Genomic DNA, 14,870 nt, shown 5'->3' with positions numbered 1-14,870 from the left:
AACTGTCCGGCTATACCATGCTCACCGGCCACGCCAAACAGGCGCCCGCTTCTCCTGGAACGCCGCGACCCCCTCCAGCGCATCTTCGCTTGTCAGCGCCCTGACCAGCGCCGGCGTGCGCAGCGACTGCGCTTCGGCGGGGCTCAGATGCCCGGTGCGGTTGACCGTCTGCTTGATCGCCCGCAGCGACAGCGGCGCGCAGGCGACGACATCGGCAGCCCAACGGTCAACCACGGTGTCGAGGTCGGCGGCGTCAGCCACCTCATTGACGATGCCGAAGTCGAACATCTCCTCCGCGGTGAATTGACGGCCCGTCAGCATCATCCCCATCGCACGATTGAAGGGGATCTTGCGCTGCAGGAGCACCATGCCGCCGTCGAGCGGCATGCGGCCCACGCGCGCTTCCGGAAGCCCGAATTTGGCCGTTCTGGCCGCCACCACGATATCGCAGCCCAGCACCATCTCGAACCCGCCACCCAAGGCATAGCCGTTGACGCGGGCGATCACCGGCACGTCCAGGCTGCGGCGAAAGGAAAGCCCGGCAAAACCGTTCGGCCGGCTTTCCGCCCAGTATTCCAGACCGGACTTGTCGACGCCCTTCATGTCGGCTCCCGCGCAGAACGCCTTTTCGCCAACGCCGGTCAGCACCACGCAGCTTATGTCGTCGCGGCTTTCGATCTCTCTCCAGATCGCGTCGAGCTGACGTTCCACCTCGGCATTGACGGCATTCAGCCGCTCGGGTCGATTGAGCGTGACACGGGCGATCCGCCCTTCGACCGAGAACTCGACGCTCATGCCGCGTTGCCCCGCACCAGCCGCTTCTCGGCGAGGATTTCCTCATTATGCTGGCCGAGCGTGGGCGGCGCCAGCCGAACCGAAACGGGCGCCGCCGACATGTCGATGGGCGAGCCGATGAGCCTGACAGGACCGGCAGCGGTTTCGCCGGCCTCGAGGATCATCTTGTTGATGAAGGTCTGCTCGTCCTGCAGCGCCTCCGGCAGCGAACGGACGGGCGCGCAGAGGATATCGACCTCTTCGAGCCTCCTCAGCCAATGTGCCGTCGTGTTCTTGGCGAAGTTCTCGCGGAACACCGTCTGAAGTGCCGACCGGCGCAGCATCTGCTGGTCGAAATCCTCGTATTCGGGCATCGCCGAGAGATCCTCGATCTCCAACGCGTTGCAGATATCCTGGAGCGGATTCTGCTTGAAGGCACCGACCATGACGAGTGCGCCGTCCGTAGTATCGAATACGCCTGTCAGCGGGAAGGCACCCCAGTTCAAATCCTTGCCGCGCATCATATGGGTAGCACTTTCCTGCATCTGCATGGCAAGCATGGAGCTATAAAGGCTGACCGCCACCTGCTGGCCCTCGCCCGTCTTCTGGCGGTGCAGCAGCGCCAGAAGGATGCCCTGCACCAGATGCATGCCCGCCGAGTAGTCTGCCAGCGGCGTGGCATAGATCGACGTCGGATGCGAACTGTCGGACTTTCTGCGCATCACGCCGGTCAGCGCCTGCGCCAGGATGTCCTGCCCGCCCTTGTGCTGGTACGGGCCTTCGAGGCCGAAGCCGGTGCCAACGGCAAAGATGATGCCGCGATTGAGCTTCTTCAGATCCTCGTAGCCGAAACCCATGCGTTCCATAACGCCGGGGCGGAAGTTGTTGACCACCACGTCGGCGGTTTCCAGCAGCGCAAGCACGGCCTGCCGGGCATCCTTCTGTTTGAGGTCGAGCGCAAGGCTCTTCTTGTTGCGGTTGAGCGAGCAGAAGACCGGATTGTTGAGACCGTCCGGATCGGAGCCGAGCGACCAGCGCGACAGGTCGCCGATGCCGTTCTTTTCGATTTTGATGACCTCGGCCCCATAATCCGCCAGCATCTGGGTGCAGCAGGGTCCGAGCATGACTTGGGTGAAGTCGACGACGCGAATGCCATCGAGGGGTAAAATGCTCATTCTGCGGCCTCCAGGTAAGTAGCGTTTTCCGAGGGCATGTCGCCAGGATCGGCTCCCTGCGCCCGCATCTTTTTTTGAATCTTGGCGATATTGGCCTGCCGCACGACCACGCCCGCATTCAGCGCGACGGTGGCGGCCACACCGGCAGCCTCGCCCATCGCCATGCAGGGCGGGATCTCGCGGCTCGATTTCTGCGCCTGCGGCGTCGCGGAATAGTGCCGGCCGGCGACGATGAGCTGGTCGATTTCGCGCGGCAGCATGGCACGGTAGGGCGTGTAGTAGTCGCGGCCGCGGCAAACGGTGTCGGCGAAGTGACGGCGGTTAATCACGTCGTCTTTGCTCACGACATAAGCGCCTTCGAGCAGGCGGGTCTGGCGTACACCGGTCTGCGGCGCGAAATCGACGATGTAGGCCTTTTCGAAACCTGGGAAGTTTGCGCGCGCGAAATCCAGCAGGTTCTGGATGCGGTTGCGGCCTTCCAGCTCGGCATGGGTCAGGTCCTCAACCTTCAACCCGTTCAGCTTGGGGATGTGCGGGCAGTTCAGCCAGACCACACCCGGTAGCGGCGTCTTCAGCCACCAGAACGACCAACAGCCGCCGATCATCCGCTTGGCCTCATGATCGAGCCGCTTGAAGCGTTCCGGCTCCTCGAACTCAAAGCGTTCGGCAGCTTCTGTATCGATGCCACCCCAGCGCGACACTGTGGTCAGGATGAAGGAACCTTCGGTGTGCTGTGCGCCCGCATTTGCCGCCACGTCCAGATCACCAGTGGTGTCGATCACCACATCGCCAACGATAGCCTCACGGCCCGACTTGGTCTGGCAGATGACGCCCTTGATGGTGTTGCCGTCCATGATGGCCGAAGAGAACCAGCTGTGGGTTCTGAGCTTCACGCCAGATTCGCGGATGACGTCATAGGCCGCGCGCTTGAAGCCGTCGGGATCGAAGGCAGCGGAATAGCACACCGGATGCGGCATCGATTGTGTGTGGAAGTCGAACAGGCCCCAACGCGCCCAGCGCCGCCAGGCTTCTGGCGTGTCGCAAATGTCGAGCTGCCGGTCGCGGTCAGTCGGCGTCACGCACAGGTCCCATTTCTTCATGCGCTCGATCATCTCCATGCAGATGCCCTGCACGGTGATTTCGAGCTTGTTGGTCATGTCGTCGAGCACCAGCACCATGCCCCCGGCGGCCAGGCCACCGACATAAGGATAGCGTTCGAGAAGCGTCACGCTCGCGCCGTTGCGGGCCGCCGATACCGCAGCCGAGATGCCGGCCGGTCCGCCGCCCACCACCACGACGTCGGACCGGTCGACGATGCGGACATCTCCGCCGGGCTCTCTGATGGTTACTGTCATGTCCAGTTCCTCCCGTTTGAGGCCGCAGAAAACCCGGCGTCAGCAATGATGGCGCCAAAATCTCGCGAAAAGTTCGGTTTCAGTGTTGAGCGTCAGGCTTCCAGCGGATCACCCTGGATTCGATGAAGGAGACGACGAAGAACAGTGCCACGGCCAATCCCGCGGCGATGACCACGGTTGCGTAGAGCAGCGGTGAGCGGAAATTGTAGGTCGCCTCGATGATCAGCGCGCCGAGCCCATAGCTCGAACCGATCCACTCGGCCACGATCGCGCCCATCACACTGCTTGTCGCCGCAATCTTCAGCGCCGCGAACAGGAAAGGCAGCGATGCCGGCAGGCGGACCTTCCAGAAAACTTCCGCGTTGCTGGCCGACAGCACCCGCATCAGGTCGAGCATGGCGGGGCTCGCAGCCTTCAGTCCCTGCACCATGTTGACCAGAGTCGGGAAGAAGCAGATCAGACCGGCGATGATGACCTTGGGCGCGATACCATTGCCGAAGATCAGCACCAGGATCGGCGCGAGCGCGATGATCGGGATAGACTTGATGATCACCGCAATCGGATAGAAGGCCTTTTCAGCGGTCGAGCTGTAGACGAACCAGACCGCCAGAAGAATGGCGATGAGGTTGCCGAAGATGAAGCCGAGAAAGGCTTCCAGCAGTGTCGGCAGCAGATTGGCCCACAGGATCGCGCCATTCTCGCCGAAGGCATAGAACACGTCGACCGGGCTCGGCGCCATGAAGGTCGGGACCGCGAAAAACCAGACCACGAACTGCCACAGCGCGATGCAGCCGGTGACGGCAAGGATTGCGGGATAATGGTTGGCGAAGAAGCCCATCACTGCCTCCGCCACGCCGTTGCGTTTTTCCAATGGCATGGCAACGCCCTGTTTGGAACCGTGCGCGAAATCGGTCATCAGCATTCTTCCAGCAGTGCGCGAAGCTTGGCGGTGATGCGAATGAACTCCACGGTGTCGCGGACGGCGAGCTTGCGCGGATGCGGCAGGTCCACTGCCATGAACTCCTTCACCCGGCCCGGAAGCGATTCCAGCATCAAGACATATTCGCCCAGGAACACGGCTTCCGGAATGGAGTGGGTGACGAACAGGATCGTCGTCCCCGTTTCCTGCCACAGCCGCAGCAGCTCTTCGTTGAGCTTGTCGCGCGTGATTTCGTCCAGCGCGCCGAAGGGCTCGTCCATCAGGAGGATACGCGGCCGCGTGACCAAAGCACGCGCAATCGCCACACGCTGGCGCATTCCGCCCGAAAGCTCGTGCGGCAACGCTTTTTCCCGACCCTTGAGGCCTACCAGCGCAAGCATTTCCTGCGGATCCGCCGTCAGCAGCGAACCGTCGTGCTTGCCGACTTCCAACGGCAGGCTGACATTGTCGATGGCGTTCCGCCACGGCAAAAGCGTCGCTTCCTGAAACACGAAGGCAAAATCCCGGCCCTCGCGCGCCTTCTTCGGCGGCTGTCCCAGCACCGAGATGGAACCGTCCGAGACATGGACCAGATCGGCCACGGCGCGCAGCAGTGTGGACTTGCCGCAGCCCGAAGGCCCCAGCATGGTGACCAGCGCGCCTTCGGGAATCTCGACCGAGACGTCGGACAGGGCGGTGAACTCGGCCCCTTTGCCGCCGAAGCGGATGTCCAGGTTCTTTACGGACACCGCCGAACGTGTCGCTTCGGCCGGTTGCACAGGCTGCGGCATCATCCGGGCGGCCCCAAGCATCGCGCTCACCCGACCTGCTTGCGGATGTCGGCGGTGGCGTCGAGCAGAGTCAGGCTCATGACCTCGTCCACGGTCGGTACTGTGCCCTTGAACTGATCGAGATCGGCATAGGTCTTGATCTGGGCTTCCCAGTTTTCCTTGCTCATTGCGCCCCAGCCATTGACTGCGGTAGTCTCGTTGAAAGCGAATTTCATCAGCGGGCCGATGGCTTCCAGTTCGCTTGCCTTGTCGAGGTTCGGATAAGCTTTCACCAGGATATCGACTGCCTCTTCCTTGTTGTCGCGGGCATAGCCCCAACCCTTAGCAGTTCCGGCCATGAAGCCGGTCAGTTTCTCGGCGTTGTTCGCGAGCTGGTCGTCGGTTGTATAGTAGACGTTGGCGTAGAGCTGGATGCCAGTATCCCACAGCATCATGTCGACGCGGTCGGTGCCCAGCACTTTCAACGCATTGGTGTTGGTCAACCAGCCTACGACGGCATCGGCCTGGCCGGTGACAAGCTGGTTCATGTCGGCGCCCATATTGACCACGGTGACCTGGTCCTCGGCGATGCCGTTCTTGGCCAGGAGCGCGCGCAGCAGGATGGCGCCTGTCGGCTGGATCGCCACGGTCTTGCCTACCATGTCCTCAGGCTTTGCGATCGGCTTCGATTTCTTGGAGAAGTAGGCGTAAGGGTGCTTCTGGTAGCCGGCGGCGATCGCCTTGATCGGAACGCCCGCCGAGCGGGCCAGCATCACCGAAGGGCTCGACGAGATCTGGCCAACATTGGATTGGCCGGACGCAACACCGGCAACCCCGTCGACATTGGGACCGCCGGGCACGATCTCGAGTTCGATGCCCTGTTCGGCATAAAAGCCCTTCTCGATAGCAACGACTTCGCCCAGCAGCCCGTTGGAGGCCAGCCAGCCAAGTTGCATGCGGACCTTAGCGAGTCCCTGGGCATTGGCGCCGAAAACGGTGAGCATATTGCAGCTTGCGGCCAAGCCACCCATTAAAGCAGCGTTGGTCAAGAAATCCCGACGGTTCATGGTGGTGAAGTTCGACATCGTGTTCCCCTTTGTCGTTGGCTTCGATCGGTGCGGCTTCTTGTCTGCCTGGGGGAGCCGTCACCGGACTGTGGGAGATGATGTCCCGGTTTCGCGTTCGATAAAAGAACAATTTTTCGCGATGTTGATTGCCGATTTGGCAACACCAGGTTCAGCAGGCTTGATGACGCCAGCGCGGTTGTTAGTAGCGTTGAAAACAACCTCGTTGATGCAGGTCAAGGCCGCCAACGCCACTCTGTGATTTCCTTAGCATTCGGAACTCGCTTTGAAGGAGACGATCGATGGTCAATTTACGCAATATCTTCGCGGCAGGGTTGATGCTGAGTGTTGTCGCGATACCTGTTGTGGCTGGAGCTGAAGACAACGATTCCGGTTGGTGGCCCCGTTTGGGAATGGGCCGAATGATGATGGGCCAATGGGGTATGGGCGGCCCAATGGGTGCCTATGGCGCAGACTAGATGCTCGATCGGATCGACGGACGCCTCGCCTTCCTCAAGACGGAACTGAAAATCACCGACGAGCAGACGCCCTCCTGGGATGAACTTGCCGGCGTCATCCGTAGCATGGCCGAGTCGCACAACGCGCTGATGCAGGGTATGCTCAAGGAATTCGAGGACGGTGAGTTCCTAAAGAAGCCCCTGCCCAAGCGACTGGCCTACCAAAAGACCCATCTCGAAGCGCGTCTGGAACAGGTAAAGGCTGTCAGCGCTGCAGTTGAAAAACTATACGCAAAGCTAAGCGATGAGCAGAAGCAGGCGGCTGACGAGATTGTCCTGCCTATGATGGGTATGGGTATGGGGCGCTCCGGCGGCTCCGGTCCTAGAATAATGTTCAGATAGCCTCCATTGCGACCTTCTCGCGCAATGCGCTGATTGAACCGGCGGCAATCTGCTGGTCCTGGGTGGATTCGGTCATTCGCGCGGGACGGACTTCACTAGCTCCAGCTTTCCGGCTCGCGCTTCTTTACCGAGATGCCGCTGCTGACCAGCTATGCGACATGGACCGGCGCATGGAAAACGGCGAGATCAGCCTGGCATTGGAAATCCCGCCGGGCTTCGGGGCGCAACGTTGCCGTCGGCGCTTGGATCGATGGCGTGATACCGGCTCGTGCGGAGACCGTCCAGGGCTATGTCGAGGGAATGCACATGACCTGGCTTGCGCAGAAGGCGCGCGAGATCCATGGCAAAGCCGCTGCGCAAAGCGATTTCCAGATGGAGATTCGTTACCGCTACAATCCAGATGTTCGCAGCCTCGACGCCATCGCTCCGGCGGTAATCCCGATGCTTGCTTCTGATGATACCGTCAATGCTGGCGGTGCTGAGCGTGGTGCGCGAGAAGGAGCTCGGCTCGATCATCAACTTCTATGTCACGCCGGTGACCAGGCTCGAATTCCTGCTTGGCAAACAAATCCCCTATGTCACGCTGGCGATGATGAATTTTTTGCTGCTCACCGCGTTCGCTATCTATGGCTTCCGTGTTCCATCCACCGGCAGTTTCACGACCTTCGCCGCGGCGGCGTTCCTCTATGTCGTCGTCGCGACCGCGATGGGCTCTTTGTGTCAACCTTCATGCGCAGCCAGATTGCGGCGATTTTCGGCACCGTATTGATTACGATGATTCCGGCGGCGCAATATTCGGGAATGATTGACCCCGTTTCATCGTTACAGGGAACGGGTGCATTCATCGGTCAGATTTACCCGGCAACCTATTTCATGACGATCTCGCGCGGAGTCTTTTCAAAGTCCGCCGGCTTCAGTGAGCTGTGGGAGGCCTTTGTCCCTTTGCTGGTTGCTATTCCTGTTCTCATCGGCCTCAGCGCGACTTTCCTCAGGAAGCAGGCGCGGTGATGGGATTCGCCAACATCCTTCAATTGGGCGTCAAGGAGCTGCGCGGCCTGCTGCGAAATACCATGCTACTTGCGTTGATCGTCTTTGCTTTCACGATCCAGATCTATACGGCGTCCAAGGCGATGCCGGTAACGCTCAATCGGGCGCCGATCGCGATCGTCGATGAGGACCAATCGGCAGTTTCGTCGCGCATCGTGAGCGCCTTCTATCCACCCCATTTCGTTGCGCCCAAGCTCATTTCTCAATCCGAAATAGACAGCCGCATGGATGCCGGCATCGATACTTTCGCGCTCGACATTCCCCTGGGTTTCCAGCGCGACCTGTTCGCCGGCCACTCCCCCACCATTCAGCTCAACATCGATGCGACGCGGATGTCGCAGGCCTTCACGGGTGGAGGCTACGTACAATCGATCGTCTCGGGAGAGGTTGGCGAATTCCTTGCTCACCACAGAACGGAAACGCGGCTGCCGGTCGAGATCGACTTGCGCGCCCGCTTCAATCCAGAGCTAAACAAGGGATGGTTCGGCGCCATCAATGAGCTAATCGAGGCAATTACGATGCTCTCCGTCATTCTGACAGGTGCTGCGCTGATTCGCGAACGCGAGCATGGAACGATCGAGCATTTGCTGGTAATGTCGGTGACCGCCTTGGCCCCTGAACATTAAACGGGCACAGATATACGGTAGGCTGATATTGGGGCATTCACGGGCGATTTATATGTGGCGTTACGAGGCCCGAGGTGGAATGCGCCGAATCTGGAAGCCTGTCTTGTTCTGCTCGAAGCCTACATCGTGATAGAACTTCAGTGTGGCAGGCTGCTTTGAACCCGTGAGCAACATGACCTTGTAGCATCCTGCGCGCCATGCTGCGTCGATCGCTTCGCTCAGAACTGCTCTTCCATATCCCCGCTTCCGGTAGGTCGCACTGGTCACAACGTTTTCGATCAAAGCATAGGGAGCTCCGCCGCGTGTGAGATTGGGGATTACGACGAGCGTGCAAGTCGCGACAAGGATATTGTCCAAGCAGCCGACGAAGACGTTGCTTCCCGGATAGCGCTTCAGCAGTTCCCATCTTTCCTGCGCCTCGCCAGGTAAAATTTCTTTGTCGTCAGGATCGAGGTGACGATAGAGTTGCAGTAGCTGTGGAATGTCTTCCCGGTCGGCAATGCGCACTCTCATAGGGTTTCCTTACGGGTTTGGGCACGGCGCTGGAGCAATCGTTCCCCATCACTGCGAAGCTCGCCTTTCGGGCTGACAAAACGGTAGAGCGTCTGTCGGGTGATCCCGAGTTCGGCGCAAAGATCGGCCACCTTTGTCTCTGGCTGCCCCATCGCAGCTCGGGCAAGCCGTAGCTTCGGACTTAACCGCTTTATGTCAAGCTAACGATTGCTATTCGGCCCAATGGGTATTCGAGCTTACCGCAAGAAATATCTGGAAGAAATCCGCGCCGATGAGAAGCCGATGCAGTCGGAATCGGCGTCACAGCAATTCCCAACTGCTGGATCGGTGTATTGGTTCCCGCAGACAAGCTTTTGTCGGACCTGCAGTCTCGAAAAACCGGCCTTTTCTCCGCCGAAGCTGCCGGCAGGCTTAAGGGAGTAGGTCCGAATTTGATTGGCCAAAAGGCCAGCGCCTCCGCGATAAGCGCATTCGCACGGCAGCTCCGCAGCCCGCTTGTGCTGATCCTCATCCTGATCGTCATTCTCGAATTGGCCGCCAAGCTTCTATTTCATCGGCCGCTTATCGACTCCCTGCCGTTCTCGCTGGCGCTTGCGGTCAGGCACACGCCAGAGCCGCTGCCTGCCATCATGAGCGTGATACTGGCGCGCGGCGACAGGCGCATGGCAACCAAATATTGGTTCTTTGCCCGCGAGCGCCGCCACGCAAGGAAACGCCGAAATATTTGACCCCGATCAAGGCGCTGACCGTACCCGCCTAGAAGTCGATGACGTGGCGCGCCATGCCCCCGCCGCTCTATCGGCATTAGCCCGGCACATGAGACGCTCTTCGGCTGGCCAGAAGCTACCTTGGATGAGTCCCTGAAATGCATCTCCTCACGCTGGTCGCACAAAAAATCAAACCTCTGGTGTCCGATGGAGCCCTTCGCACCGGCGATACGTTTCATCGGTTCATATGGGCCTCCAGCGGCATGCACCAACTGTATGTCGGGGCGTTGCCATCTGCGTGACGCTACTCAACTTCGTTCCGATAGAGCTGCAGCGCCGTATAATCGACGTGGCGGTTGCCAACAGGGATGTCAGGACGCTCTTGCTGCTCGGCGCACTCTATCTGAGCGTATTGATCCTGTATTCCGGGGTGAAATACGTCCTGATGATCTATCAGGGCTGGGTCGGAGAAAGCGCCGTCAAAGCCGCACGTGACAGCTTGCTGTCGTGGCTGCCGGAAAGCTTGGACACTCGGACGCCACGAGCGGTCAGACCGCCAACGTCATAGGCAATGAGATCGACGGAATCGGCGGATTTGTCGGCACTAGCATTTCTGGGTTCGTCGTCAATGCCAGCATGATGATCGTCGTCTTTTCTTACATCGTCTATGTGCAGTCCACCATTGCGTTCTTCAGCGCCATCACGCTGATCCCACAATTTGTTATGGCGAGGTATCTGCAAAGGAGGCTCAATGCTCTGGTGGAGCGGCAGGTGAAGCTGGTAAGGAAGCTCGGCGACCAGGCCGTCGATAATTCCTCCAGCTCGTCGGAAATGCTGCATGCTGCTTCGCAGACGATTGCGACAATTTTCCGGAACCGCATGGAAGCATATCTGCTGAAGTTCGGATTGAAGATACTTCTCAACATTGCGAACTCGCTCGGCTCGCTGGCAGTCCTGATCGTGGGCGGATACCTTGTTATTAGAGACCAGACGACGATCGGAACTGTCGTCGCCTTTATTTCTGGGTTTCAGCGTCTATCGGATCCGATGGGGGATATGCTGGACTTCTACCGAACCTATTCGCAGACAGAGATCCAGTATGCGAGGATTCTGGAATGGGCCGGCGGGACTGGAGGACTAGCTGATCCAGGCGAGATGCCCGCTGCAGGCAGAGCAATAATTTCGCGCTGACGATGCAAAAATGCGCCTATGATCTCAACCGTTCTCCCAAAAATCGCGCTACTTCCTTTTGCTTGTTCGCTGATGTAACCTTTATTTCGATCAGGAATTCTTGGGCTGTTTCCGCCAATCAGGCTCGTGGCTGATGTTTCGGGTGGTCGGCGAGATGCGCCACGTTGCTTTGCAGACTTGAGGAATCCCGATGCCAGCCAGAGACATAGCGGGACTTCAGGGACGTTTGCTCCAGATGGCCGTTTCCCGTCGCTTCGAGGGATTCGCCGGCTATTTCATCGCTTTCGTTGTGGTTGCACTGGTTTTCGCCATTCGACTGGCATTGCAGGACGTGCTTGAAGGCACTGCCATCTTCATCCTGTTCGTCCCGGCTATTCTCGTTGCATCGATAGTTGGAGGCATTGGCCCCGGCATTTTTGCGGCTGCACTATCCGTTCCGGCCGCAATCTATACTGGGGGGATCGAGCCCACCGCGTGGACACAGCCAGTAATCTTCGCCATCGTCGGACTAGCCATCGCCTGGATGGGCGAAATGCTGCATCACGCGCGCCGCGCGATCGACAGGACGGAGGAAGCGCTGAACGCGCGCGAGGCGCATCTAAGCTCCATACTCGATACGGTGATAGATGCCACGGTGGTGATTGAGCCTAGCGGATCGATCGTCTCCTTTAATGCTGCCGCTGTCCGCCAGTTTGGGTATACGGAAGCTGAGGTCGTGGGCAAAAACGTCCACATTCTTATGCCCGAACCCTATCACCGCGAACATGACGGCTACATCCAAAGATACCTCACAACCGGCGAGAAGCGAATAATCGGTGTGGATCGCGTGGTGGTCGGGCGTAGAAAGGATGGCTCCACCTTTCCCATGAAGCTCGCCGTTGGCGAGATGAAATCCGGTGGCAAGACGTTCTTTACGGGATTTATCCGCGATCTCACGGAGCGCGAGGAATCGGCAGCTCGCCTGCAGGAGATCCAGGCCGAGTTGGCCCGTTTGGCGCGCCTCAACGAACTGGGCGAAATGGCTTCTACCCTCGCCCATGAACTCAACCAGCCACTCGCTGCCATCGCCAACTACTCGCAAGGCTGCGTTCGACTGCTGCGTGATATGGACGATGCAGTTGCGGTTCGCATGAAAGAAGCGCTCGAGGAAACCGCCCAACAGTCCTTGCGTGCCGGCGGCATCATCCGGCACCTTCGGGAGTTCGTGACACGAGGGGAAACCGAAAAAGGGCCGGTAGATATCCGAAAGCTGATAGAGGAGGCTGGCGCACTGGCACTCGTTGGTTCGCGCGAACGGGGCGTGCGCTCCATCTTTGACTTTTCGCCCGGAGCAGCCACCGTCATGGTGGACAGCGTGCAGATTCAACAGGTGCTGATCAATCTCATGCGCAACGCCATGGAGGCTATGCGCGACAGCGAACGCCGCGAATTGGTCATACGCACCTCTTCGGACGATAGCTCGGTGATCATCGAAGTTTCGGACACGGGGCCGGGCATCTCCGAGGAAATCGCCGCGCGGCTATTCCAGCCTTTCGTAACCAGCAAGCCAGGCGGCATGGGGATAGGATTATCTATCTCCCGTCGCATAGTGGAAGCGCATGGCGGCGAATTGTCTGCTAGCCGCAATTCAGAACACGGTGCAACATTCCGGTTCTCCCTGCCCTCACTGGAACCGGAAGCACAGCACACCGCCACGAAAGAGACCATGCATGCAGATTGATGACTATGTCGTTCACATTGTCGATGACGAGGAGCCTGTCCGCAAGTCACTTGCGTTCCTGCTGACAATGGCGGGGTTTACGGTGCGGGTGCACGGGTCCGCGTCCAGTTTTCAGGCTGCAGCGCCCGGCCTGAAACCCGGCATCCTGATAACGGATCTCAGGATGCCGGATATGAGCGGCGTCGATCTGCTGATCAAACTCAACGCCGCGAACGCGATGATGCCGGCCATTGTTATTACCGGACATGGCGATGTCCCCATGGCGGTCGCTGCGATGAAGGCTGGCGCCCTCGACTTCATCGAGAAACCGTTTGAGGACGAACTCCTGATCGATGCGATCAAACGCGCTGCCGAGCGGATCGTCGGAACGCCGTCAGCGCCGGATGACACGGCAGCCATCCGATCGCGCCTGGATCAGCTAACGGAACGGGAGCGACAGGTGCTGTCCGCTGTTGTCGCAGGCCTGCCTAACAAAACAATCGCCTATGATCTCGACATCAGTCCGCGCACGGTCGAGGTCCATCGCGCGAATGTTATGGCCAAAATGCAGGCCAAAAACCTGCCTGAGTTGGTCCGCATGACACTGGCTGCTGGAATCGTAGACGCCTGACAAGCAGCATTGATCTGGCGCAATGCTGAAAATCTGCACAAATGGCAGTTATTCCAACACCTCGTTCCGAAACCGGATTGGGTTGCCAGGGAGCACCCTCTTGACCGCAGGCGTTCTTGTTATCGTTGTCGCTCCGGACAAGGATTTCCGGCGCTCTCTGGAATTTTCGCTCGAATCAGAAGGCTTCGCTGTTGAGTCACACGCCAGCATTTCCAAAGCCCTTGCATCACCGCGAGCGGAGGAGGCTGATTGCGCGGTCATCGATGATGCTGCGGTCGAGGATTGGCGGATGGTCGCGCAGGACTTCCTCCATTTCGGAAAGCCTGTGGTTCTCCTCCAGGGCAGGATTCAAGCGGTGCCAAGCCTACCCCTGACGATCGTCCTGACCAAACCCTTCCTCGGAAATCCCCTGATCGAAGCTATTCGCGGTATCTCTATTGGTGGTGGACGATCTCAAGCTACGTGTTTTCCCTTACGGACATAACCGAATTTCGGGCCACATAAAAATGCGCGATTACTATCTCATCAGCATGAATTGGAGATGGTCATGGCCTTTCTTGAAACGTCGGAGACTTCCTTTCACTCACCAAATGCGTGGCTGCCAGACTCCGTTGACTTGCCGGTCCGGCCAATTCCGAGCGGACAGCCGCTAAGCTTCTTTCCTGCCGGCGCTGAAATCTACGCACAGGGCGAGAAATGCGGCGGCCTCTACCGAGTCGAATTCGGCGCGGTGCGGGTGTACCGCCTGCTCGCTGACGGGCGTCGCCAGATTTCCGCTTTCCATCTGGCGGACGAGACGTTTGGTTTCGAAGCCGATGACACACATCATTTCTTTGCCGAAGCCATCTGCTCCACAGGCGTCCGCGCTTTGCGCACCTCCATTGGCAATGATCTGTCCGGCGAACTGTTGCCGATGGCGCTTAAGGGTCTGGTGAGGGCGCAGGAACATCTCCTTGTGCTGGGGCGGCAGAATGCAATCGAACGTATCGCCGCCTTCCTCACCGACATGGCCGAGCGCCAGGGAGGATTGAAGCAGGTGGAACTGCCGATGTCGCGCGCCGATATCGGCGACTATCTGGGGCTGACTGTCGAAACGGTGTCACGCGTCTTCTCGAAGCTCAAGCAAACAGGCGTCGTTAAGTTGGCGAGCCTGCGCAGTGTCGAAATCTTGAAGCTGCACGCACTCCGCAACATGGCGGCCTAGCTCAAGCTCCGAATGGTTTGATTGACAGGTGGCGATCTGGATCGCCACCTGTTTCCGTATTTGAAAGATATGATCGTCCGAGCGGACACCTTTGCTTCAGCGAGCCAGGACGATGCCGATAGTCGATATCAGAACGATAAGGTTTCCCTTGTCCGAATACCGGCGGGAGATTCACATTTCCTCCTTTCAAAGAGACGGTCGACCGCCGATGAAACGATTCTCCATGTAGCTCGCATAAGCGAGTACGATCATGAAGACCCCAAAGGCTGCCATGACAGCAAGAACGGTCAGAAGACTCTCGACGGGCATATTGTTTCTCTCCGTTGAACATTTTT

Annotated in this window: 16 protein-coding genes and 3 pseudogenes; 10 read left to right on the top strand and 9 right to left on the bottom strand. The window is 58.9% G+C overall.

Annotated features, from left to right (window positions below; all coding sequences use genetic code 11):
* Window positions 1-21: 21 nt before the first annotated feature.
* The 6 genes from BM413_RS27525 to BM413_RS27500 all read right to left on the bottom strand — a co-directional run bounded on the left by BM413_RS27525 (window position 22) and on the right by BM413_RS27500 (window position 6,078).
* The gene (locus BM413_RS27525) at window positions 22-795 is read right to left on the bottom strand and encodes an enoyl-CoA hydratase-related protein (RefSeq protein WP_091918050.1); all 774 of its coding nucleotides are present in this window, start codon (window positions 793-795) and stop codon (window positions 22-24) included.
* The gene (locus BM413_RS27520) at window positions 792-1,949 is read right to left on the bottom strand and encodes a CaiB/BaiF CoA transferase family protein (protein ID WP_091918049.1); all 1,158 of its coding nucleotides are present in this window, start codon (window positions 1,947-1,949) and stop codon (window positions 792-794) included. Before BM413_RS27520 ends, BM413_RS27525 begins: the two co-directional genes overlap by 4 nt.
* Window positions 1,946-3,304, bottom strand: coding sequence for an FAD-dependent oxidoreductase (locus tag BM413_RS27515; protein WP_091918048.1), 1,359 nt, complete (start codon window positions 3,302-3,304; stop codon window positions 1,946-1,948). Before BM413_RS27515 ends, BM413_RS27520 begins: the two co-directional genes overlap by 4 nt.
* A 79-nt stretch (window positions 3,305-3,383) precedes the next feature.
* Window positions 3,384-4,220 (bottom strand): ABC transporter permease, encoded by an 837-nt coding sequence (locus BM413_RS27510; RefSeq protein ID WP_091918068.1) that lies wholly within the window; start codon window positions 4,218-4,220, stop codon window positions 3,384-3,386.
* A complete protein-coding gene (locus tag BM413_RS27505; RefSeq protein ID WP_091918047.1) occupies window positions 4,220-5,035 on the bottom strand; it encodes an ABC transporter ATP-binding protein in 816 nt (271 codons plus the stop codon). Before BM413_RS27505 ends, BM413_RS27510 begins: the two co-directional genes overlap by 1 nt.
* A gap of 5 nt (window positions 5,036-5,040) precedes the next feature.
* Window positions 5,041-6,078, bottom strand: a complete 1,038-nt coding sequence (locus BM413_RS27500) for an ABC transporter substrate-binding protein (RefSeq protein ID WP_091918046.1) — start codon at window positions 6,076-6,078, stop codon at window positions 5,041-5,043.
* Between BM413_RS27500 and BM413_RS32795 the strand changes: the two genes are divergently transcribed.
* The 4 genes and pseudogenes from BM413_RS32795 to BM413_RS27485 form a co-directional block, all read left to right on the top strand.
* Window positions 5,990-6,319, top strand: a complete 330-nt coding sequence (locus BM413_RS32795) for a hypothetical protein (protein ID WP_175544463.1) — start codon at window positions 5,990-5,992, stop codon at window positions 6,317-6,319. The genes BM413_RS27500 and BM413_RS32795 overlap by 89 nt on opposite strands.
* A 217-nt stretch (window positions 6,320-6,536) precedes the next feature.
* Window positions 6,537-6,917: a Spy/CpxP family protein refolding chaperone gene (locus BM413_RS27495; protein WP_244538048.1), complete on the top strand. Its 381-nt coding sequence runs from the start codon at window positions 6,537-6,539 to the stop codon at window positions 6,915-6,917.
* 72 nt (window positions 6,918-6,989) lie between these two features.
* Window positions 6,990-7,925, top strand: a pseudogene (locus BM413_RS27490) (ABC transporter permease); the annotation flags it as partial.
* A pseudogene (locus tag BM413_RS27485) lies at window positions 7,925-8,569 on the top strand (ABC transporter permease); the annotation flags it as partial. The pseudogenes BM413_RS27490 and BM413_RS27485, both read left to right, overlap by 1 nt.
* A gap of 81 nt (window positions 8,570-8,650) precedes the next feature.
* Here the strand turns inward: BM413_RS27485 and BM413_RS27480 are convergent.
* Both BM413_RS27480 and BM413_RS33790 read right to left on the bottom strand, forming a co-directional pair.
* Entirely contained in the window at window positions 8,651-9,103 is a 453-nt protein-coding gene (locus tag BM413_RS27480) for a GNAT family N-acetyltransferase (RefSeq protein WP_091918045.1), read from the bottom strand.
* Window positions 9,100-9,285 (bottom strand): annotated as a pseudogene (locus BM413_RS33790) (hypothetical protein); the annotation flags it as partial. The gene BM413_RS27480 and the pseudogene BM413_RS33790, both read right to left, overlap by 4 nt.
* A gap of 150 nt (window positions 9,286-9,435) precedes the next feature.
* Here BM413_RS33790 and BM413_RS27470 point away from each other — a divergent pair.
* From BM413_RS27470 to BM413_RS27450, 6 genes are all read left to right on the top strand, one after another.
* Window positions 9,436-9,831: a cation-transporting P-type ATPase gene (locus tag BM413_RS27470; protein WP_175544465.1), complete on the top strand. Its 396-nt coding sequence runs from the start codon at window positions 9,436-9,438 to the stop codon at window positions 9,829-9,831.
* Between the two features lie 486 nt (window positions 9,832-10,317).
* Window positions 10,318-11,001 (top strand): ABC transporter ATP-binding protein, encoded by a 684-nt coding sequence (locus BM413_RS27465; RefSeq protein ID WP_091918042.1) that lies wholly within the window; start codon window positions 10,318-10,320, stop codon window positions 10,999-11,001.
* A gap of 235 nt (window positions 11,002-11,236) precedes the next feature.
* Window positions 11,237-12,721 carry a PAS domain S-box protein gene (locus BM413_RS27460; protein ID WP_244538047.1) on the top strand — a complete coding sequence of 495 codons (1,485 nt, stop codon included), beginning with the start codon at window positions 11,237-11,239 and terminating at the stop codon, window positions 12,719-12,721.
* Window positions 12,717-13,331: a response regulator FixJ gene (gene fixJ, locus BM413_RS27455; RefSeq protein ID WP_175544467.1), complete on the top strand. Its 615-nt coding sequence runs from the start codon at window positions 12,717-12,719 to the stop codon at window positions 13,329-13,331. Before BM413_RS27460 ends, fixJ begins: the two co-directional genes overlap by 5 nt.
* Window positions 13,332-13,431: 100 nt before the next feature.
* Window positions 13,432-13,815 (top strand): response regulator transcription factor, encoded by a 384-nt coding sequence (locus BM413_RS32790; protein WP_139238672.1) that lies wholly within the window; start codon window positions 13,432-13,434, stop codon window positions 13,813-13,815.
* 63 nt (window positions 13,816-13,878) lie between these two features.
* Window positions 13,879-14,535 carry a helix-turn-helix domain-containing protein gene (locus BM413_RS27450; RefSeq protein WP_091918039.1) on the top strand — a complete coding sequence of 219 codons (657 nt, stop codon included), beginning with the start codon at window positions 13,879-13,881 and terminating at the stop codon, window positions 14,533-14,535.
* A 186-nt stretch (window positions 14,536-14,721) separates the two neighbouring features.
* On the opposite strand, the gene BM413_RS34055 is transcribed toward BM413_RS27450, so the two are convergent.
* Entirely contained in the window at window positions 14,722-14,844 is a 123-nt protein-coding gene (locus BM413_RS34055; protein ID WP_280141863.1) for a hypothetical protein, read from the bottom strand.
* Between the last annotated feature and the right edge of the window lie 26 nt (window positions 14,845-14,870).

This window comes from Mesorhizobium sp. YR577, assembly GCF_900116595.1.
Lineage (GTDB): Bacteria > Pseudomonadota > Alphaproteobacteria > Rhizobiales > Rhizobiaceae > Mesorhizobium_M.
This window is presented reverse-complemented; position numbering and strand designations above follow the sequence as displayed.

What these genes read in the sequence shown, in the direction of transcription:
- BM413_RS27515 (WP_091918048.1), bottom strand. Translation starts at nt 3,304, where the DNA reads ATGACAGTAACCATCAGAGAGCCCGGCGGAGATGTCCGCATCGTCGAC.
- BM413_RS27500 (WP_091918046.1), bottom strand. Translation starts at nt 6,078, where the DNA reads ATGTCGAACTTCACCACCATGAACCGTCGGGATTTCTTGACCAACGCT.
- BM413_RS27520 (WP_091918049.1), bottom strand. Translation starts at nt 1,949, where the DNA reads ATGAGCATTTTACCCCTCGATGGCATTCGCGTCGTCGACTTCACCCAA.
- BM413_RS27505 (WP_091918047.1), bottom strand. Translation starts at nt 5,035, where the DNA reads ATGCTTGGGGCCGCCCGGATGATGCCGCAGCCTGTGCAACCGGCCGAA.
- BM413_RS27510 (WP_091918068.1), bottom strand. Translation starts at nt 4,220, where the DNA reads ATGACCGATTTCGCGCACGGTTCCAAACAGGGCGTTGCCATGCCATTG.
- BM413_RS27460 (WP_244538047.1), top strand. Translation starts at nt 11,237, where the DNA reads ATGGCCGTTTCCCGTCGCTTCGAGGGATTCGCCGGCTATTTCATCGCT.
- BM413_RS27495 (WP_244538048.1), top strand. Translation starts at nt 6,537, where the DNA reads ATGCTCGATCGGATCGACGGACGCCTCGCCTTCCTCAAGACGGAACTG.
- BM413_RS27525 (WP_091918050.1), bottom strand. Translation starts at nt 795, where the DNA reads ATGAGCGTCGAGTTCTCGGTCGAAGGGCGGATCGCCCGTGTCACGCTC.
- BM413_RS27450 (WP_091918039.1), top strand. Translation starts at nt 13,879, where the DNA reads ATGGCCTTTCTTGAAACGTCGGAGACTTCCTTTCACTCACCAAATGCG.
- BM413_RS34055 (WP_280141863.1), bottom strand. Translation starts at nt 14,844, where the DNA reads ATGCCCGTCGAGAGTCTTCTGACCGTTCTTGCTGTCATGGCAGCCTTT.
- BM413_RS27480 (WP_091918045.1), bottom strand. Translation starts at nt 9,103, where the DNA reads ATGAGAGTGCGCATTGCCGACCGGGAAGACATTCCACAGCTACTGCAA.